15 protein-coding genes are annotated in these 19,046 nt (G+C 73.1%); 6 read left to right on the top strand and 9 right to left on the bottom strand.

The genetic code is table 11. From position 1 onward, the window contains the following. Window positions 1-18: 18 nt before the first annotated feature. Entirely contained in the window at window positions 19-1,065 is a 1,047-nt protein-coding gene (locus tag SHK17_RS05005; protein WP_322921272.1) for an NAD(P)-dependent alcohol dehydrogenase, read from the bottom strand. Window positions 1,066-1,134: 69 nt separating this feature from the next. Between SHK17_RS05005 and SHK17_RS05000 the strand changes: the two genes are divergently transcribed. Next, a complete protein-coding gene (locus tag SHK17_RS05000; protein ID WP_322921271.1) occupies window positions 1,135-1,701 on the top strand; it encodes a TetR family transcriptional regulator in 567 nt (188 codons plus the stop codon). Window positions 1,702-1,719: 18 nt separating this feature from the next. Here the strand turns inward: SHK17_RS05000 and SHK17_RS04995 are convergent, their stop codons facing one another. The 3 genes from SHK17_RS04995 to SHK17_RS04985 all read right to left on the bottom strand — a co-directional run bounded on the left by SHK17_RS04995 (window position 1,720) and on the right by SHK17_RS04985 (window position 5,143). Continuing rightward, on the bottom strand, window positions 1,720-3,312 hold the full coding sequence (locus SHK17_RS04995; protein WP_322921270.1) for a VWA domain-containing protein: 1,593 nt from the start codon (window positions 3,310-3,312) through the stop codon (window positions 1,720-1,722). Between the two features lie 98 nt (window positions 3,313-3,410). Beyond that, on the bottom strand, window positions 3,411-4,706 hold the full coding sequence (locus SHK17_RS04990; RefSeq protein WP_322921269.1) for a thymidine phosphorylase: 1,296 nt from the start codon (window positions 4,704-4,706) through the stop codon (window positions 3,411-3,413). After that, window positions 4,706-5,143 carry a cytidine deaminase gene (locus SHK17_RS04985; protein WP_405030397.1) on the bottom strand — a complete coding sequence of 146 codons (438 nt, stop codon included), beginning with the start codon at window positions 5,141-5,143 and terminating at the stop codon, window positions 4,706-4,708. Before SHK17_RS04985 ends, SHK17_RS04990 begins: the two co-directional genes overlap by 1 nt. Window positions 5,144-5,310: 167 nt before the next feature. Here SHK17_RS04985 and SHK17_RS04980 point away from each other — a divergent pair, with 167 nt between their 5' ends. From SHK17_RS04980 to SHK17_RS04965, 4 genes are all read left to right on the top strand, one after another. After that, entirely contained in the window at window positions 5,311-6,429 is a 1,119-nt protein-coding gene (locus tag SHK17_RS04980) for a BMP family ABC transporter substrate-binding protein (RefSeq protein ID WP_172270227.1), read from the top strand. Window positions 6,430-6,516: 87 nt separating this feature from the next. Beyond that, window positions 6,517-8,040 carry an ABC transporter ATP-binding protein gene (locus tag SHK17_RS04975; protein WP_322921267.1) on the top strand — a complete coding sequence of 508 codons (1,524 nt, stop codon included), beginning with the start codon at window positions 6,517-6,519 and terminating at the stop codon, window positions 8,038-8,040. Then, window positions 8,037-9,302 (top strand): ABC transporter permease, encoded by a 1,266-nt coding sequence (locus SHK17_RS04970; RefSeq protein WP_322921266.1) that lies wholly within the window; start codon window positions 8,037-8,039, stop codon window positions 9,300-9,302. The genes SHK17_RS04975 and SHK17_RS04970 overlap by 4 nt, the downstream gene beginning before the upstream one ends. Beyond that, window positions 9,299-10,603: an ABC transporter permease gene (locus SHK17_RS04965; RefSeq protein ID WP_322921265.1), complete on the top strand. Its 1,305-nt coding sequence runs from the start codon at window positions 9,299-9,301 to the stop codon at window positions 10,601-10,603. The genes SHK17_RS04970 and SHK17_RS04965 overlap by 4 nt, the downstream gene beginning before the upstream one ends. 5 nt (window positions 10,604-10,608) lie before the next feature. Here SHK17_RS04965 and SHK17_RS04960 read toward each other — a convergent pair whose 3' ends face one another. Continuing rightward, window positions 10,609-11,406: a class I SAM-dependent methyltransferase gene (locus SHK17_RS04960; RefSeq protein WP_322921263.1), complete on the bottom strand. Its 798-nt coding sequence runs from the start codon at window positions 11,404-11,406 to the stop codon at window positions 10,609-10,611. Window positions 11,407-11,533: 127 nt separating this feature from the next. Between SHK17_RS04960 and SHK17_RS04955 the strand changes: the two genes are divergently transcribed. After that, window positions 11,534-12,742: a sensor histidine kinase gene (locus tag SHK17_RS04955; RefSeq protein ID WP_172270221.1), complete on the top strand. Its 1,209-nt coding sequence runs from the start codon at window positions 11,534-11,536 to the stop codon at window positions 12,740-12,742. Here SHK17_RS04955 and SHK17_RS04950 read toward each other — a convergent pair. The 4 genes from SHK17_RS04950 to SHK17_RS04935 are packed head-to-tail and all read right to left on the bottom strand — an operon-like array spanning window position 12,728 to window position 18,924. Further along, window positions 12,728-13,921: an amidohydrolase gene (locus tag SHK17_RS04950; protein ID WP_322921262.1), complete on the bottom strand. Its 1,194-nt coding sequence runs from the start codon at window positions 13,919-13,921 to the stop codon at window positions 12,728-12,730. The two genes, SHK17_RS04955 and SHK17_RS04950, sit on opposite strands and share 15 nt — an antisense overlap. A gap of 5 nt (window positions 13,922-13,926) precedes the next feature. After that, on the bottom strand, window positions 13,927-14,961 hold the full coding sequence (gene meaB, locus SHK17_RS04945; RefSeq protein ID WP_322922011.1) for a methylmalonyl Co-A mutase-associated GTPase MeaB: 1,035 nt from the start codon (window positions 14,959-14,961) through the stop codon (window positions 13,927-13,929). A 7-nt stretch (window positions 14,962-14,968) separates the two neighbouring features. Then, entirely contained in the window at window positions 14,969-17,128 is a 2,160-nt protein-coding gene (gene scpA / locus SHK17_RS04940) for a methylmalonyl-CoA mutase (protein ID WP_322921261.1), read from the bottom strand. Next, window positions 17,125-18,924, bottom strand: a complete 1,800-nt coding sequence (locus tag SHK17_RS04935) for a methylmalonyl-CoA mutase family protein (RefSeq protein WP_322921260.1) — start codon at window positions 18,922-18,924, stop codon at window positions 17,125-17,127. Before SHK17_RS04935 ends, scpA begins: the two co-directional genes overlap by 4 nt. Window positions 18,925-19,046 lie beyond the last annotated feature (122 nt).

Genomic DNA, 19,046 nt, shown 5'->3' with positions numbered 1-19,046 from the left:
CGTCGTACGGCTCCCCGGTCAGCCGAGGTCGCGCAGGTCGAGGGTGAACCGGTAGCGGACGTCGTTGCGTCCCAGCCGCTCCAGCGCGGTCGCGACCTGGGCGGACGGGACCGTCTCGACGTCGGCGGTGACGCCGTGCTCGCCGCAGAAGTCGAGCAGCTCCTGCGTCCTGGCCCGTCCGGCGCTGCCCGACGAGGCCAGCCGACGGCGCGCGCGCAGCAGGTCCATCGCGTCGACCCGCACCTCGCCGAGGTGGCCCACCACCACCAGCGTCCCGTCGAGGGCGAGCGTGCGCAGGTAGGGGCCGACCTCGTGGGCGCCGGGGACGCAGTCGATGACCAGGTCGAGGCTCTCCCCCGCCGCCGCCATGTCCTGCTCGTCCGTGGAGAGCACCACCCGGTGCGCCCCCAGCGCGCGGGCGTCGGCGGCCTTGTCGGCGGTGCGGGTGAACACCGTGACCTCGGCGCCGAGCGCGACCGCCAGCTTCACCGCGAGGTGGCCGAGGCCGCCCAGCCCGACCACGCCCACGCGGGTGCCGGGTCCGGCACCCCACACGCGCAGCGGCTCCCACACCGTGACGCCCGCGCACATCAGCGGAGCGACCGCGGCGGGGTCCAGGGCGGGCGGGCGGTGGTAGACGAAGTCCTCGCGCACGACGTACGACGACGACCAGCCGCCGAGCGTGGTGGAGCCGTCGACCCGGTCGGTGCCGCCATAGGTCAGCGTGGGGAACTCGACGCACATGTTCTCCTGGCCCGCGACGCACATCGCGCAGGTCCCGCACGAGTCCACGATGTTGCCGACGGCGACGGGGTCGCCCACCGCGAAGGACGTGACCGCGGGGCCGGTCGCGACGACCTCGCCGACGAACTCGTGGCCCGGGACGAGCGGGGTGCCGCCGCGGCCCGCGGCGGACCCGCTGAGCGCGAGCAGGTCGGTGTGGCACACCCCGCAGTGCGAGATCCGGACCTCGACGTCGTCGGGCCTGAGGTCGCGGCGGGTGAGGCCGACGAGCTCCACCTCGCCGGGGCGGTCGGTCGCTCGGTAGCCGGTGACCTTGGACATGGTGACTCCTGGTGGGGTGACGAGCAGTGCAGAACCAACCGGTTGGTTGGTTCCCGGTAGACTACCCCGGTGGGAAAGGCCGAGCAGACCCGTCAGCGGATCCTCGAGGCGGCGACGGCCGAGTTCGTGGCGCACGGCCTGGCCGGGGCGCGCGTCGACCGCATCGCCGCGACCGCCCGGATCAACAAGTCCCAGCTCTACGCCCACGTCGGCAACAAGGACGCGCTGTTCGACGCCGCCGTCGCTCTGCACGTCGCCGCCACGGTGGGCCGGGTCCCCCTGACCGTCGAGGACCTGCCCGGCTACGCCACCCGCCTCTACGACGCCTACCTGGCCGATCCCTCGCTGGTCCGGCTGCTGATCTGGTCGCGGCTCGAGCGCCGGCCGAGCGGTGACCTGTTCACCACCCCGCACCACGACGGTCCCGCGCTGGCCCGCCTGCACGAGGCCCAGGTCGCCGGCGTGCTGGTGGCCGACGTCGACGTCGAGGACCTCTGGTCGATGCTCATCGCGCTGGCCGGCACCTGGGCGCAGGCCTCCCTCACCCGCACCGCCGACCGCGGCGACCCCGGGTCCCTGCACCGCCGTCGCCGGGAGGCGCTCGCCGCCACGGTGGCGCGGGCGTTCGTGCGCTGAGGCGGCCGGGCCGCGGGCTCACCGCGACAGCACCGCCTGGGCGAACACCTCCAGCACGTCCTCGGGCTCGGCGGCGAGGTAGGCCTCGCCACCGGTCACCTGCGCCATCCGGCGCAGGGCCGCGAGGTCGGCGTCGCCGCTGATCGCGATGCCGACCATCCGCACCGGCCGCTCGGGGTCGCGCAGCTCCTCGAGCCGCTGCAGCAGCGGCTCGAGCTCGATGGAGCCCGGGTCCTCGTTGCGGCCGTCGGTCATGAGGACCACCGCGTTGGAGTAGTGCGGGCGGTAGCGGCGCACCGCCTCCCGGTAGGCGGCCAGCGCGGTGTCGTAGAGCCCCGTGCCGCCGTCGGTCAGGGCCGACATCTGGTCGGCGCGCTCGCGCAGGGCGTAGCGCTGGGTGCGGCCGAAGCGCAGGTCGTCGAGCCGGCGCATCGGCTCGAGCTCGCGCCAGTCCTGCCCGGGCCCGCCCTGGTCGATGGAGAACACCCAGAGCCCGACCCGGGCGTGGTCGGGGAGGAACGAGAGCCCGATCCGGGAGGCGTCGGCCAGCAGGTCCATGCGCGACCCGGTGCCGGCGTCGGCGTCCATCGAGCCGGAGGCGTCGACGACGGCCAGCATGGAGGAGGGCACACTGAACAGGCCCCACGACCGCACCGCCCGGGAGATGGCCTCCCCCGACGGCGTCGGCAGGACCTTGCCCGCCGCGCCCGGCGCGCGCAGCCCCTCGGCTGCCACCAGGCGGCGTCCCTCCTCGGTGGCGAGGTGGGCGCGGAGCGCACGGGCGAGCGCCCGGGCGCCGGGTGCGGCGTCGCGTCGCACCGTGAGCGGGAAGTCGAGCGCGGGCGAGCCGACGCCCGGGGTCAGGTCGCGCAGGTCGTCGCGGTCGGGAACGCCAAGGAGCTCCTGCTCGGTGGTGACGACGAGCCGGGGCGACCGGCGGGCGAACATCGCGGGCCGGACGGTGTCGTCGGCACCGCGCACCCGGCGGGCGCCGTAGGCCTGTGCGAAGGGGACCAGCATCTCGCGGGCGTCGACGCGGCTGCGGCCCACCGCGCGGGCCTCGGCCTCGGGGGCCGTGACGGCGAGCGCGCCGGACACGGACGAGGCCGGGTCGGGGACGGACACCAGCTTGGAGGCCTCGGCGTCGCCCCAGGAGCCGAACCGGCGCGCCTGGGTGCCGCCGACCAGCAGGACCGGCGTCGTGGCGAGGCTCGCCCCGAGCCGCAGCTCGGGCCGGGCGGCGGGACCGAGGTGGGCCGCGGTGGTGAGGTAGCGGGCCTCCGGGATCCAGATGTCCGGGAGCGCCCCTCCCATGGACACGCCCTGGGCGACGTCGATGCCCGAGCGCATGGCGGGCTCGACGGACGTGCAGGCCGGCGTGGCCTCCTCGAGGGCCGTGACGACGACGCCGTAGATGGCGGGCGCCACGGCCACGTCGACGGTGCGGAACCGGTCGCAGCCCGGCGCCGCGGCCTCGCTGCCCGGCCGGGCCATCGCGAGCCAGGTCGCGCCCGCACCGACGACCAGCCCCGTCACCATCACCACCGTCGCCAGCACCGCGGTGGACATCATCCTGGCGCGGCCCGACCCGCGCTCGTCGTTGTTCTGCATGGGCTCTCTCCCCGGATCCCTAAAGTAAAGGAACGCTAGGAACAGAACCGCGGCGAACGGGTGCTACCGACGGGTCATCGTCAGAGTTGGGGACGGCCTCAGCCGATGCGCTCCAGCACGATGTCGCCGGGGGTCGCCCGGTCCGCCCCGTCGCCGCCCGAGCCGATGTCGTAGCCGCCCTCGAGCGAGGCGAGGGCACGCTCGAAGCGCGCCGGCTCGTCGCTGAGCAGCGTGAACAGCGGCTCGCCCTCCGTGACCTCGTCACCCGGCCGGGCGTGCCACACGACGCCGGCGCCGGCCTGCACCGGGTCCTCCTTGCGGGCCCGGCCCGCACCGAGGCGCCACGCGGCCATCCCGACCGCCATCGCGTCGAGCCGGGTGAGCGTGCCGCTGCTCGGGGCGGTGACGACGTGCGACTCCCGCGCCTCGGGCAGGGCCGCGTCGGGGTCGCCGCCCTGCGCCCGGATCATCGCCTTCCAGGCGTCCATCGCCGACCCGTCGGCCAGCTTGTCCGCGGGGTCCACGTCACCGCGCCCGGCGCCCGCGAGCATCTCGCGGGCCAGCGCCAGCGTCAGCTCCACCACGTCGGCGGGGCCGCCGCCGGCGAGCACCTCGACCGACTCGGCGACCTCGATCGCGTTGCCGGCGGTCAGGCCGAGGGGGGTCGCCATGTCGGTGAGGAGCGCGACCGTGTGCACGCCGGCGTCCGTGCCGAGGCCGACCATGGTCTCGGCGAGCTCGCGCGCGCTGTCGACGTCCTTCATGAAGGCGCCGCTGCCGACCTTGACGTCGAGCACGAGCGCGCCGGTGCCCTCCGCGATCTTCTTGCTCATGATCGAGCTGGCGATGAGCGGGATCGCCTCCACCGTGCCGGTCACGTCGCGCAGGGCGTAGAGCTTCTTGTCGGCGGGGGCGAGGCCCTCGCCCGCCGCGCAGATGACCGCGCCGACCTCCTCGAGGATCGCGACCATCTCCTCGTTGCCGAGGTCCGCGCGCCAGCCCGGGATCGACTCGAGCTTGTCGAGGGTGCCGCCGGTGTGGCCGAGGCCGCGGCCCGACAGCTGCGGCACGGCCACGCCGCACGCCGCGACGAGCGGGGCCAGCGGGAGGGTGATCTTGTCGCCGACGCCGCCGGTGGAGTGCTTGTCGGCGGTGGGCCGCGACAGCGTGGAGAAGTCCATCCGCTCCCCCGACGCGATCATCGCCGCGGTCCAGCGGGAGATCTCGGTGCGATTCATGCCGTTGAGCAGGATCGCCATGGCGAGCGCCGACATCTGCTCGTCGGCCACCTCGCCGCGGGTGTAGGCGTCGATCACCCAGTCGATCTGGCTGTCGGTGAGCTCGTGCTTGTCGCGCTTGGCGAGGATCACCTCGACGGCGTCGTGTGCGGGCATCAGGACGGTCCTGCCTCGTCGGTGGCCACCCGGGCCAGGTCGTCGGGCCCGAAGGCGTCGGGCAGCACCTCGCTCATCGGCTTGACCCCGGAGACGGTCCACAGCAGCAGGTCGCGCCCGCCGTGCTCGAAGAGCAGCTGGCGGCAGCGCCCGCACGGCATGATCACCTCGCCGTCGCCGTTGACGCACACGAAGTGGGTGAGCCGCCCGCCCCCGCTGGCGTGCAGCTGGGACACCAGCCCGCACTCGGCGCACAGCACGACGCCGTACGCCGCGTTCTCGACGTTGCACCCCACCACCGTGCGCCCGTCGTCGACCCGCGCCGCGGCCCCGACGGGGTAGCGCGAGTAGGGCGCGTAGGCGCGGCCCATCACCTCGACGGCGGCCTGCTTGAGCTCGTCCCACTCCCTCTGTTCCACGCGGCCACTATGGCGCATACGGCGAACCGCCGGTCTTCGGCATGTTCCGCCGAAAGTTCTCCGGCGGGTTTTAGGTCTCAAACGCATTTCGGAACACCGCAACCCCGTGACGCAGCGAGCCGTGGCAGGCATCATGACGCCGAACGCTGGCCCCAACCCCGGGGTGCACGATTTTGGAGGCATTTGTGTTGAAGACGAGGAAGGTCGTCTCGAGCGGCCTCGTGGCCCTGCTCGCGGCCGCGACCCTGGCTGCGTGCGGCGACGCACCCGCGGAGGAGACGAACGGCGGGAGCGGGAGCGGGAGCGAGCCCGCCGCCAGCGACTTCCTGCCCTGCATCGTGTCCGACGCCGGCGGGTTCGACGACAAGTCGTTCAACCAGCTCGGCTACGAGGGCGCCAAGCAGGCCGCCGACGAGCTCGGCGTGGAGCTGAAGCCGGTCGAGTCCAACAGCGAGAACGACTACGCCCCCAACCTGGAGAGCCTGGTCGGCGAGGGCTGCGACGTCATCGTGACCGTCGGCTTCGCCCTGGCCGCCGCGACCAAGGAGTCGGCCGCGGCCAACCCCGACATCGAGTACGTCCTGATCGACGACTCCGCCGACGGCGGCGACGACGGCGAGACGTTCGACGGCAAGGCCGACGAGCCCAACATCAAGCCGCTGCTCTACAACACGGCCGAGGCCGCGTTCCTCGCCGGCTACGCCGCTGCCGACTACACCAAGACCGGCAAGGTCGGCACCTTCGGCGGCCTGCCCTTCCCGACCGTCACCATCTTCATGGACGGCTTCAAGCAGGGCGCGGAGTACTACGCCGAGGAGAAGGGCAAGGACGTCGAGGTCGTCGGCTGGGACGGCAAGGACGGCTCCTTCACCGGGGGCTTCGAGGCCAACGAGGCCGCGACCAGCACCGCCAAGCAGATCCTCGACCAGGACGTCGACGTGGTCCTCCCCGTCGGTGGCCCGATCTACCAGGGCGCGATCACCGCGATCGAGGACTCCGGCAACGACGTCGCCATGATCGGCGTGGACGCCGACCTGTTCGAGACCGACCCCGACACGCAGGACTACGTCATGACCTCGATCCTCAAGGGCATGAAGGTCTCGACCTACGAGGCCGTCCTGGCCGCGGGCAACGACGAGTTCGACTTCGAGCCCTACGTGGGCACCCTCGAGAACGACGGCGTCGGCATCGCCCCGTTCCACAACTTCGAGGACAAGGTCAACCCCGAGCTGGCCGACGAGCTCGAGACCGTCAAGGCCGGCATCATCGACGGCTCGATCAAGGTGAACTCCTACCTGGGCTGATCACCCGCGCTCCACATCGGAGGGAGGCCGACGGACCCGTCGGCCTCCCTCTCTTTTGCCAAGATCCGACCCCTAGGATGCGATGCCATGAGACTCGTCCTGCGAGGCATCACCAAGCGCTTCGGCAGCGTGGTGGCCAACGACTCGATCTCCCTCACGGTCGAGCCCGGTGAGATCCACTGCCTGCTCGGCGAGAACGGCGCGGGCAAGTCGACGTTGATGAACGTGCTCTACGGCCTCTACCGGGCCGACGAGGGCGAGATCGAGCTCGACGGCGAGGTGCAGCACTTCACCGGCCCCGGCGACGCGATGGCCGCGGGCATCGGCATGGTGCACCAGCACTTCATGCTCATCCCGGTCTTCACCGTCGCCGAGAACGTGATGCTCGGCAACGAGTCCACCGGCTTCGCCGGCACCCTCGACGTCGACGCGGCCCGTGACCGCGTCACCGAGATCTCCGAGCGCTTCGGCTTCCACGTGAAGGCCGACGCGCTCGTCGAGGACCTCCCGGTCGGCGTGCAGCAGCGGGTCGAGATCATCAAGGCGCTCTCCCGCGACGCCGAGCTGCTCGTCTTCGACGAGCCCACCGCGGTGCTCACGCCGCAGGAGACCGACGAGCTGATGGACATCATGCGCCAGCTCAGGGAGGCCGGGAAGGCCATCGTCTTCATCACCCACAAGCTGCGCGAGGTGCGCGAGGTCGCCGACCGGATCACCGTGATCCGCCACGGCAAGGTGGTCGGCGAGGCCGACCCCAAGGCCAGCAACGCCGAGCTCGCCTCGATGATGGTCGGCCGGCCCGTCGAGCTGGTGGTCCACAAGGACGAGCCGACGCTCGGCGCCGAGGCGCTCGTCGTGGAGGACCTGCGGGTCGTCGACGCCGCCGGTCACGTCCAGGTCGACGGCATCTCCTTCACCATCCGCGCCGGCGAGGTCCTCGCCGTGGCCGGCGTGCAGGGCAACGGCCAGACCGAGCTCACCGAGGCCCTCCTCGGGCTGCAGGACGACGTCAGCGGCTCGGTCGTGCTCGACGGCGAGCAGCTCGTCGGCCGCTCCACCCGCCGGATCCTCGACGCCGGGGTGGGCTTCATCCCCGAGGACCGACAGGTCGACGGCCTCGTGCCCGGCTTCACCATCGCCGAGAACCTCATGCTCAACCGCAGCTTCAGGTCGCCGTTCGTCAAGAACGGCTCCCTGCGCCTCGGCGCGCTCCGCGCCTTCGCCGAGAAGAAGCTCAAGGAGTACGACGTCCGCGCGCGCGACATCGACTCGCTGGCCGCCAACCTCTCCGGCGGCAACCAGCAGAAGGTCGTCGTGGCCCGCGAGCTGTCGCGCGACCTGCGCCTGCTCGTCGCCGCCCAGCCCACCCGCGGCGTCGACGTCGGCTCCATCGAGTTCATCCACAAGCAGATCGTCGCGACCCGCGACAGCGGCATCCCGGTCATGGTGGTCTCGACCGAGCTCGACGAGGTGGTGGCCCTGGCCGACCGCATCATGGTGCTCTACCGCGGTCGCGTCGTCGGCATCGTGCCGGCCGACACCCCGCGCACCACCCTCGGGCTGATGATGACCGGCGAACGCCCCCAGGACGTGAAGGACGTGGTGGCGTGAGCGACACCGAGAAGCCTCAGCCCGACGAGAAGCCCACCGGCGGCAGCACCCGCGTCGACGCGCCCGTCGACCCCGCCGAGGACGCCGCCGCCACCTCCGGCGACCGGTCGCGCTCCCTGCTGCGCGAGATCGCCTCCGGCGACGCACTGGCCGGGGTGCTCGCGGTGTTCCTCGCCGTCTTCGTCGGCTCGGTGATGATCGCCGCGACCGACGAGACCGTGCGGGAGACCGCGAGCTACGTCACCGCCCGACCCTCCGACTTCTTCACCGCCCTCTGGGACGCCATCTCCGGCGCCTACAGCGCGATGTTCCGCGGCGCCGTGTTCAACTACAACCTCACCGAGCCCGCCCAGCAGTGGCGCCCGCTCACCGAGACCATGAAGTTCGCCGGCCCGCTGGTCCTCGGCGGCCTCGGCGTGGGGCTGGCGTTCCGCGCCGGCCTGTTCAACATCGGCGGCCGCGGCCAGATGCTGGTCGCCGGCGGCGCCGCCGGCTGGGTCGGCTTCCAGCTCGACCTCCCCACGGCGATCCACCTGCCGCTCGCGATCCTGGTCGGCATGGCCGCCGGCGCACTGTGGGGCGGCATCGCGGGCCTCCTCAAGGCCCGCACGGGTGCCCACGAGGTGATCGTCACGATCATGCTCAACTACGTCGCCTACTACCTGCTCTTCTACGCCCTCATTAAGGAGTGGCTGCTCAAGACGCCGGGCTCGGTGAACCCGAAGTCGCCGCCGATGAAGCAGTCGGCGGTCCTGCCGGACGTGCTGGGCGAGCAGTTCAACCTGCACCTCGGGTTCGTGATCGCGCTCGTCGCGGTCGCCGTGGTGTGGTGGGTGCTCAACCGCTCCACCTTCGGCTACCGGGTGCGCGCCGTCGGCGAGAACCCGCACGCCGCGCGTGCGTCCGGCATCAACGTCGGGCGGACCTACACGGTCGTGATGATGGTCGCCGGCTCGCTGCTGGGCCTGGCGGGCATCAACCAGGTGCTCGGCACCGTCACGAGCGGCGTGTCCCTCGACCTCGACGCGGCGATCGGCTTCGACGCCATCACCGTGGCGCTGCTCGGCCGCTCCCGTCCGCTGGGCATCCTCGCCGCGGGGATCCTGTTCGGCGCCTTCAAGGCCGGCGGCTTCACCATGCAGACGTCCGAGAACATCTCGGTCGACCTGGTGCTCGTCGTGCAGTCGTTGATCGTCCTCTTCCTCGCCGCACCCCCGCTGGTGCGCGCGATCTTCCGGCTCCCCGCCCAGGAGGCCAAGTGAGCACCGTGACCCAGCAGCCCGTGCCCGAGAGCGGTGGGCTGGCTCCCGACACGGCCGTGACCCCCACCCGGGGTGCCGGCGCCCGCAAGCTGCCGATCATCCTCGGCGTGCTGACGGTGCTCCTCGCCGTCGTGCTGCTGCGCTCGAGCCACTCCGGCAGCACGACGTTCCAGCTCGCCGTCGACAGCGACTTCGTCCAGCTGCCCGACATCGTCGTGCCGTCCGGGCCGACCGCGTGGGTGATGGTGGTGGTCTGCCTCGCGCTCACCGCCGAGGCCCTCCGCCGGATGCTGGCGCGCTCGCGGCAGCCGCTGTGGATCCCGATCGCCTTCGCGGTCGCGTGGATGGTCGGCTTCCTCAGCTGGGCCGCCGCCGACGGCACCATCCTCGTGGTGAGCCTGCTGGGCGGCGCCGTGGCGCTGGCGATCCCGCTGGTCTTCGGCGCCCTCGGTGGCGTGCTCGGCGAGCGGGCCGGCGTGGTCAACATCGCCATCGAGGGCCAGCTGCTCCTCGGCGCGTTCGCCGCCGCGATCGCCGCCTCGACGACCGGCTCGCCGTGGGCCGGCCTCGTCGCCGCCGCGGTGGCCGGCGCCCTGGTCGCGCTCGTCCTCGGCCTGTTCGCGATCACCTACTTCGTCGACCAGGTCATCGTCGGCGTGGTGCTCAACGTGCTCGTGCTCGGCCTGACCAACTTTATGTTCCGCCAGGTGCTCACGCCCAACGCCGAGACGCTGAACTCCCCCGACCGCTTCCAGCGGCTGCCCATCCCGATCCTCGGCGACATCCCGCTGATCGGCCCGATCCTGTTCCGCCAGACCCCGCTCGTCTACGTGCTCTACGTCGTCGTCGCACTGGTGGCGTACGCCCTCTACCGCACCCGCTGGGGCCTGCGGGTCCGTGCCGTCGGCGAGCACCCGAAGGCGGCCGACACGGTCGGCATCAAGGTCAACCGCACCCGCTACCGCACGATCCTGCTCGCGGGCCTGATCGCCGGCATGGGCGGCGCCTACTACAGCCTGGTCTCGGTCTCCCAGTTCAACCGCGAGATGACCGGCGGGGCGGGCTACATCGCGCTGGCGGCGGTCATCTTCGGCAAGTGGGACCCGATCCGGGCCACCCTGGCCGCGCTGCTCTTCGGCTTCGCGTCCAACCTCCAGGGCGTGCTGTCGGCGATCGGCTCCCCGGTCCCCAGCCAGTTCATGCTGATGCTCCCCTACCTCGTCACCATCTTCGCGGTGGCGGGCCTCGTGGGCCGGTCCCGGCCGCCCGCGGCGGACGGAGTGCCCTACCGACAACAGTGAGCGGGTCAGCCGCGGCGCCGGGCCACGTGCAGCACCGCGCCCCAGCCGCGCACGAGGCGCCCGTCGGGACGGCTCGCGAGCCGGCGGCGGACCTCGGCGTACAGGTGCTCCCGCTTCGCGGGCGCCATCGCGATGTGGCCGGAGAAGGTGTCGAGCAGGCGCAGGTACCCCTCGGCGTCGTAGGTGACCTCCCAGTCGACCTCGCGGACGGTGACGACCTCGAAGAGTCCGGTCCCGTCGATCTCGTCGCGCTGGTCGGGCAGCCCGCCGGGCCGGGGACGGACCGCGTCGCCGGGCAGCGCCTCCCCGATCTCGTCGTAGACCGGTTGGATCTCGGCGAAGAACGGGTCACCCCCGTCGGGGAAGACGTGGGTGGCGCTCCAGAAGGCCAGGTGCCCGCCCGGCACGAGCAGCTCCCAGGCCCGCCGGTAGCGCACCGTCGGGTCCAGCCAGTGCCAGGCGGTCGCGGCGAGGACGAGGTCGAAGCGCTGCGGCGTCGCCGGTCGGTAGGTCTCGAAGGTCGTCTCGACGACGTCGACCTCGCCGAGCTCGGCCAGGTTGCGCCGCGCCGCGGCGGCGAGCGCCGGACCCGGTTCGAGGCAGGTCATCGCGAACCCACGCCGCGCGAGGGGCAGCGTCGCCTTGCCGGTGGCGCAGCCGATCTCCAGCAGCCGGTCGCCTTCGTGCAGGCCGGCGGCGGCGACGAGCGCGTCGTACAGCTCGGTGGGATAGTCGGGCCGCGCCTCCTGGTAGGTGGCGGCAGCGGAGTCGAAGGTCGTCCGCAGGTCCCGTGGCTCGCCCATCGAGCGATCATCGCAGCCGGCGGATGTCCGGGTCCGGTCACCGCCCGGGCGGCTCTCGTGCTCTACTGAAAAGGCGGCCGGAGCCCGGCCGAGGCGTTCACCGCGACCAGCACCCGGGAGGAACCCGATGCACGACGACCGGCCCCGCCCCGCAGCCCCTGGGCGCACGTCGCCCGAGGGCGCACCCGACGAGGGCTCGGAGCGCTACGCGTCGATGTTCACCCACCACCCCCACGCTGCCTACTCGGTGGACCGCAGCGGCCACTACACCGACGCGAATGGCCACGCGCTCGCGATGACCGGGCTGACGCTGGAGCAGATGCGGCGCTCGCACTACTCCGACGTGATCCACCCCGACGACGTCCACCTCATCGACGAGAGCTTCGCCAACACGCTCACCGGCATCCCCCAGCTCACCGAGGCCCGCGTGCTCCGGCCGGACGGCGAGGTCATCGACATCCGGTGCACCATGATCCCCGTCGTGGTCGGCGGCGAGGTCGTGGGCGTGCACGGCATCGCCGAGGACGTCACGGCAGCGAAGGAGCTGGTGCGCCAGCTCGAGGAGGCCAACGCCGCCAAGAGCCTGTTCCTCGCCACCGTCAGCCACGAGGTCCGCACCCCGCTGGCGGCGCTCGTCGGGGCCACCGAGCTGCTGGTGCACGCCGACCCGGGGGCGGAGCAGGAGCACTACGTGCAGATGGTGCACCGGTCCGGCCAGCGGCTGATGCACCTGGTCAACGACCTGCTGGACTACTCCGGCCTCGAGGCGCACCAGGACGTGCTGCACCCCCGCGTGTTCGGGCTGCGCGCCGCCGTCGACGACGTCGCCGGGTGGGCGGTCCCCCTGGCCGAGGCCCGCGGCCTCACGTTCTCGCTCACCGTCGACGAGTCGGTCCCCGTGACGGCGTTCGGCGACGGGCGCCGCGTGGTGCAGGTGGTGACCAACCTGGTGCAGAACGCGCTCAAGTTCACCGACCGGGGCGGCGTCGAGGTGCGGGTCGAGGCCCGCAGCGGCGCACCGTGCCCGGACGAGGAGGAGTGCACCGCCGACACATGGGTGCGCTTCGAGGTCGCCGACACCGGCATCGGCATCGCCGAGGACCACCTGCAGGCGTTGTTCGAGCCCTTCACCCAGGTCGACCCCCACGCTGCCCGCGAGCACCGGGGGGTGGGTCTGGGCCTGGCCATCTGCCGGGCCCTCGCCGACCTGCTGGGCGGTCGGCTCGACGTGAGGTCCACGCCGGGCGTCGGGAGCACGTTCACCTTCGGCGTCCCGCTGGCGAGGGTCACCGAGGACGGCACCGAGGACGGCGACGTGCCGTCAGCGACCGGCTGAGAGCGCCGTCACCGCGGCCTCGGCCAGCACCCGCGAGGCGATGCACGTGGCGCCCTCGTCGATGCGCAGGTTGCCCTGGTGGAGGTCGTAGGTCGGCCCTCCGGGCGAGCGGGTGCCGAGGCGGGCCATCGCGCCCGGGACGGAGTCGAGGTACCAGCCGAAGTCCTCGCCGCCGAGGCTCTGCGCGGTGGAGACGTGACCGTGCGGGCCCAGCACGCGCTCGAGGGCCTCGCCGAGCAGGGCGGTGGAGACCTCGTGGTTGACCACCGGCGGGACGCCGCGCTGGTAGGTCACCTCGGCGGTCACGCTGTAGGGGGCGACGATCGCGCTGATCAGCTGGCGGATGAGGTGCTCGGCGTCTGCCCAGGCGACCGCGTCGAGCATCCGCACGGTGCCGGCGACCGTGCCGCCGTGCGGGATGACGTTGTGGGCCGAGCCGGCGCGCACCATGCCCCACACGACGCTGACCCCGGCGCGGGGGTCGAGGCGACGGCTGAGGATGGCGGGCAGCTCGGTGATCACCTTGCCGAGCGCGAAGGTGAGGTCCTCGGTGAGGTGCGGCCGCGAGGTGTGGCCCCCCTTGCCGATGAGCCGGACGGTCAGCGCGTCGGCGGCGCCGGTGAGCGGCCCCTCCCGCAGGCCGATCCGTCCCACGTCGAGGCTGGGGTCGCAGTGCAGGCCGAAGACGTGGCTGACGCCCTCGAGCGCGCCGGCCGAGATGAGGTGCAGCGCCCCACCGGGCATGACCTCCTCGGCGGGCTGGAAGAGCAGTCGTACGCGCCCGGGCAGCAGGCCGCGCGTCGCGACCTCCGCGAGCGCGAGCCCCGCGCCCACCAGGCCGGCGGTGTGGACGTCGTGCCCGCAGGCGTGCGCGACCCCCGGGTTGGTGCTCCGCCACGGGTCGGAGATGAGGTCGTCGACCGGCAGGGCGTCCAGGTCGGCCCGCAGCGCCACCAGCGGTCCCCCGTGCCCGACCTCGGCGAGCACACCCCCGCCCTCGGGGCGGCTCGTGGTCCAGCCGGCGTCCTCGAGAGCGGACACGACGAGGTCCGAGGTGCGGCTCTCGGCCCAGCTGAGCTCGGGGTGCGCGTGGAGGTCGCGACGGAAGGCGACGAGGTCGTCGGCGTGCTTGTCGACGACCTCGGCGATGACGGATGTGGCGGGGACATCGGTTGGCATGACCCTCACAGGTTAGTTGGTCCGTCCCACCCGTGCGGGCGATGGTCATAAGCGGCCAGGATCCGGTCGGCGGCCAGGGGTGCCGGGAGCTCCCCCGACAGCACGGCACGGCGTACGTCGTCGCGCACCGCGGCGACCTCCGGCGAGGACCGCAGCCGCTGGTCGAGCTCGTCGCGCACGAGCGCCCAGGTGAAGTCGAGCTGCTGCCCCGCGCGCTTGCGGGCCAGCCCGTCCTCGCCGAGGTGGTCGCGGTGGGCTCCTACGCGCTCCCACACGTCGTCGACACCGGCGCCGGTCAGCCCCGAGCAGGTCACGACCGGCGGCGCCCACTCGGCGTGGCCGCGCACCAGGCGCAGGGCGCCGGCGAGCTCGCGCGCGGCGACCCGGGCCTCCCCCTCGTGGTCGTCGCCGCCCGCCGCGTCGGCCTTGTTGACCGCGACGACGTCGGCGATCTCGAGGATGCCCTTCTTGATGCCCTGGAGCTGGTCGCCGGTGCGCGCGATGGTGAGGAAGAGGAACGTGTCGACCATCCCGGCGACCGTCACCTCCGACTGCCCGACGCCCACCGTCTCGACCAGCACGACGTCGTGGCCCGCCGCCTCGAGCACCAGCATCGCCTGGACGGTGGCCCGGGCGACGCCGCCGAGGGTGCCGGCCGACGGGGAGGGCCTGATGAACGCGCGGGGGTCGACCGACAGCGTCGCCATCCGGGTCTTGTCGCCCAGGACCGAGCCGCCGGTGCGCACCGACGACGGGTCCACGGCGAGGACGCCCACCCGGTGCCCGGCCGCGGTGAGCCGGGTGCCGAGGGTCTCGATGAAGGTGGACTTGCCGACGCCCGGCACGCCGGAGATGCCGACCCGCGTCGCGGGCGGCCGCTCGACCTGCGCGAGCGCGGTCAGCAGGTCGCGGGCCGCGACCCGGTGCTCGCCGCGCGAGGACTCCACCAGCGTGATCGCACGAGCGACGTCCGCGCGCCGGCCGGCGCGCACGCCGTCCACCAGCGCGGCGACGTCCACGGGACGAGCGGCCCGCGCCATCACGGCCTCACGCGGAGCGCAGCCGGGCCAGCAGGTCGAGCGCGGACTCGGCGATCACGGTCCCGGGCAGGAAGACCGCGGCGGCGCCCATCTCCTTCAGGGTCTCGACGTCGTCGGGCGGGATCACGCCGCCGATGACGATCATGACGTCCGGGCGACCCTGGTCCGCGAGCGCCTGCCTGAGCGCCGGCAGCAGCGTGAGGTGGCCGGCCGCCAGCGAGGACACCCCGACGATGTGCACGTCGGCGTCCACCGCCTGCTGCGCGACCTCCTCCGGCGTGGAGAACAGCGGCCCGACGTCGACGTCGAAGCCGAGGTCGGCGAAGGCGGTGACGACCACCTTCTGGCCGCGGTCGTGGCCGTCCTGGCCCATCTTCGCGACGAGGATGCGCGGGCGCCGCCCCTCCTCGACCTCGAACTCCTCGGTCGCGGCGAGCACCTCGGCGACCCGGGAGCCGGCTGCGGTGCCTGCCTCGTCGCGGTACACGCCGCTGATCGTACGGATCACGGCCTGGTGGCGGCCGTAGACCTTCTCGAGCGCGTCGGAGATCTCCCCCACCGTGGCCTTCGCGCGCGCCGCGTCGACGGCGAGCGCGAGGAGGTTGCCCTCGAGGGAGCCGCCGCCGACCGGTCCGCGCTCGGCCGACGCGGTCAGCGCGTCCAGCGCCCGGCGTACGTCGTCGTCGTCGCGCTCGGCCCGCAGCCGCTCCAGCTTGGCCAGCTGCTGGCGGTAGACGTCGTCGTTGTCGACGCGCAGGACGTCGAGCCGGTCCTCGACCGGGAGCCGGAAGGTGTTGACGCCGATGACCTTCTGGGCGCCGGAGTCGATGCGCGCCTGGGTGCGCGCGGCCGCCTCCTCGATGCGCATCTTGGGGATGCCCTGCTCGATCGCGGCCGCCATGCCACCGGCGCGCTCGGCCTCGAGGATGTGGGCCCACGCCCGCTCGGCGAGGTCGTGGGTGAGCTTCTCGACGTAGTAGGAGCCGGCCCACGGGTCGATGACCTGCGTGGTGCCCGACTCCTGCTGCAGCAGGAGCTGGGTGTTGCGGGCGATGCGCGCGGAGAAGTCGGTCGGCAGCGCGATCGCCTCGTCGAGGGCGTTGGTGTGCAGCGACTGCGTGTGGCCCTGCGTGGCGGCCATCGCCTCGATGCAGGTGCGCCCGACGTTGTTGAAGACGTCCTGCGCGGTCAGCGACCAGCCCGACGTCTGGCTGTGGGTGCGCAGCGAGCGCGACTTCGGGTTCTGCGGCTCGAAGTCGTCGACGAGCCGCGCCCACAGGGCCCGGGCCGCGCGCATCTTGGCGACCTCCATGAAGAAGTTCATCCCGATCGCCCAGAAGAACGACAGCCGCGGCGCGAACTGGTCGATCGTCATGCCGGTCCCGAGGCCGGCGCGGATGTACTCCACGCCGTCGGCGAGGGTGTAGGCCAGCTCCAGGTCGGCCGTCGCCCCGGCCTCCTGGATGTGGTAGCCGGAGATCGAGATGGAGTTGAAGCGCGGCATCCGCTGCGAGGTGTAGGCGAAGATGTCGCTGATGATCCGCATGCTCGGCGCCGGCGGGTAGATGTAGGTGTTGCGGACCATGAACTCCTTGAGGATGTCGTTCTGGATGGTCCCGGCCAGCTGCTCCGGCGCGACCCCCTGCTCCTCCGCCGCGGCGATGTAGAGGGCCAGCACCGGCAGCACCGCGCCGTTCATCGTCATCGACACCGACATCTCGTCGAGGGGGATGCCGTCGAAGAGGGTGCGGGTGTCGTAGATCGAGTCGATGGCCACGCCGGCCATCCCGACGTCGCCGCGCACCCGCGGGTGGTCGGAGTCGTAGCCGCGGTGCGTGGCGAGGTCGAAGGCGACGCTCAGGCCCTTCTGACCCGCCGCGAGGTTGCGCCGGTAGAACGCGTTGGACTCGTCGGCGGTGGAGAACCCGGCGTACTGCCGGATCGTCCACGGCTGCGTCGTGTACATCGTCGGATAGGGACCGCGCAGGAAGGGCGCCAGCCCGGGCCACGTGTCCAGCCCGTCGAGGCCCTCGAGGTGCTCGGGCCCGTAGACCGGCAGGATGTCGATCCCCTCGGGGCTCGTCCAGGGCTGCTGGTCGCCTGGTGCCCCGCCGGTCGACGCACGGCCCGCGAGGGGCACCTCGGCGAAGTTGTCGGGAATGCTCATCGGGCGAGCTCCTCTCTCACGCGGGCCAGGAACGCCAGCGCATCGACCCCCACGGCGCACGAGTCGTCGACGTCGGTCACCGTCCGCTCCCCTGGCCGGCCCGCCAGCACGACGTACGACGCCCCTGCCGCGCGCAGGGCGGCGACGAGGTCGGCGCCCCACTCGGCATAGGCCGCGTCGGTGCCGGCCAGGCAGACGACCCGCTGGCCGGCGTGGGCGGCGAGCACCGACGCGGCGTCGGACGTGGCACCGGCCGCCTCGACGGCGACGCCGCCGGCGGCGAGCAGGTTGGTCGCGAAGGTGGCGCGGGCGGTGTGGGCCGCAACCGGGCCCATGGTGGCGAGGAAGACGGGACGGTCGGCGGGAGCGGCGCGCATGTCCTCGTAGGCCGAGGCGTAGCGGATGCCGGCCCGGCCGAAGGGCGCCCGCTCGGGCAGCACCTCTCCGAGGTGGGGGAACTCCGAGATGCCGGTCAGCGGCCGCGAGCGGTCGGCGATGCCCGCGTCGCGGGCGTCGCGGACGGCACGCACGCGCTCCTTCACCCCGGCGGCGGCCTGCTCGCCGAAGCCGCCGTCGGCCTCGATGCGGCCCAGCTCGGCCCAGCCCGCGACGGCGAGGTCGTCGGTGAGCCTCTCCACGGCGTACGAGCCCCCGGCGGGGTCGGCGACGGCGGCGACGTGCGACTCCTCGATGAGCAGCGAGGAGGTGTTGCGGGCGATGCGGCGACCGAACGCGTCGGGCAGGCCGAGGCGCTCGTTGAACGGGACGACGGTGACGGCGTCGGCGCCGCCCACGCCGGCCGCGAAGGCGGCCACCGTGGCGCGGAGCATGTTGACCCAGGGGTCGAACCGGCTCATCATCGCCCGGCTGGTGACGGCGTGCTGGCGCTGCGGGACGTCGGACCCGCCGCTCGCCTCGAGCACCCGCGCCCACAGCCGGCGCGCGGCGCGGAGCTTGGCGATCGTGGGGAGCTGCTCGTCGGTGGCGGCATAGCGGAACTCGATCAGCCCCGCGGCCTCGTCGACGGTGAGGCCGCCGTCGGTGAGCAGGCGCAGGTAGTGGACCCCCACGGCCGTCGTCCAGCCGAGCTCCTGGGCGTCGCTGGCGCCGCGGTCGTGGAGGGCGGTGCCGTCGACCACGGCACCGAGGACCCCGAGGCCCTGCGCTCGGCGGACGGTGGCGACGAAGGTCTCGGCGACGGTCGAGCCGTCGTCCCCGACCCGCTCGCCGAACGCCAGCGCGGTGGCCGGGTCGGCCGACAGGTTGTTGGCCGGGTGCGGGTCGCCCGCGACCTGGTCGAGGAGCCGGGCCAGCGCCTCGGACTGCTCGGCGTCCGGGCGGTCCAGGGTGACCGGCGCCAGGTCGAGCAGCACGCCCCGCAGCGCGGTGGGCAGGTCGACCGTCCGGGACAGATCGAGGTGGAGCGAGGTCGCACCGTTGTCGAGGTCGACGAGGGCCGCCTCGTTGATCGCCGCGGCGTCGTCGCCGACCAGCGACGTCCGCACGTCCCAGGCGCCGGTCCGCTGCGGACGACCGCTCGTGGTGAGGCGCTCGAGGTCGGCGGGCCGGCCGATCGGGGCGACCTCGATGCCGTCGAGGGTGGTGTGCGCGAGGGCGGCCCACACGTCGGAGTCGGGCGCGTCGTCGCCCAGGCGCCGGGCCTTGCGCAGCACCGCGGCGGTGGCCGCCTCCCAGGCCGCGACGTCGTAGGTGTCGTCGTCCCCCACGAGCCGGAGCGTGCCCTCCGCGGGCTGCAGCTCCTCGGGCTCGTCCAGTCCACCCTCGAGGTCGGTCATGGTCCGCAGGATAGGACGAGCCTCACGCCGCGGACACCGGCCGGCCTGTGGAATGGGTCTCACGGGCCTCCGCAGGCTCCCGGGCGGGCCGGGACTGCAGACCCATGCCCCAGGTGCCGCGC

The organism is Nocardioides renjunii, from assembly GCF_034661175.1.
In the GTDB taxonomy this organism is placed as follows: Bacteria; Actinomycetota; Actinomycetes; order Propionibacteriales; family Nocardioidaceae; genus Nocardioides; species Nocardioides renjunii.
The sequence above is the reverse complement of the archived record's forward strand: the minus strand, read 5'-3'. Positions and strand labels throughout refer to the sequence as shown.

Bases quoted from the DNA above. Each gene is read 5' to 3' on its own strand.
- SHK17_RS05005 (WP_322921272.1), bottom strand. From the start codon at position 1,065: ATGTCCAAGGTCACCGGCTACCGAGCGACCGACCGCCCCGGCGAGGTG.
- SHK17_RS04995 (WP_322921270.1), bottom strand. From the start codon at position 3,312: ATGCAGAACAACGACGAGCGCGGGTCGGGCCGCGCCAGGATGATGTCC.
- SHK17_RS04990 (WP_322921269.1), bottom strand. From the start codon at position 4,706: ATGCCCGCACACGACGCCGTCGAGGTGATCCTCGCCAAGCGCGACAAG.
- SHK17_RS04985 (WP_405030397.1), bottom strand. From the start codon at position 5,143: ATGCGCCATAGTGGCCGCGTGGAACAGAGGGAGTGGGACGAGCTCAAG.
- SHK17_RS04975 (WP_322921267.1), top strand. From the start codon at position 6,517: ATGAGACTCGTCCTGCGAGGCATCACCAAGCGCTTCGGCAGCGTGGTG.
- SHK17_RS04960 (WP_322921263.1), bottom strand. From the start codon at position 11,406: ATGGGCGAGCCACGGGACCTGCGGACGACCTTCGACTCCGCTGCCGCC.
- SHK17_RS04955 (WP_172270221.1), top strand. From the start codon at position 11,534: ATGCACGACGACCGGCCCCGCCCCGCAGCCCCTGGGCGCACGTCGCCC.
- SHK17_RS04950 (WP_322921262.1), bottom strand. From the start codon at position 13,921: ATGCCAACCGATGTCCCCGCCACATCCGTCATCGCCGAGGTCGTCGAC.
- meaB (WP_322922011.1), bottom strand. From the start codon at position 14,961: ATGGCGCGGGCCGCTCGTCCCGTGGACGTCGCCGCGCTGGTGGACGGC.
- scpA (WP_322921261.1), bottom strand. From the start codon at position 17,128: ATGAGCATTCCCGACAACTTCGCCGAGGTGCCCCTCGCGGGCCGTGCG.
- SHK17_RS04935 (WP_322921260.1), bottom strand. From the start codon at position 18,924: ATGACCGACCTCGAGGGTGGACTGGACGAGCCCGAGGAGCTGCAGCCC.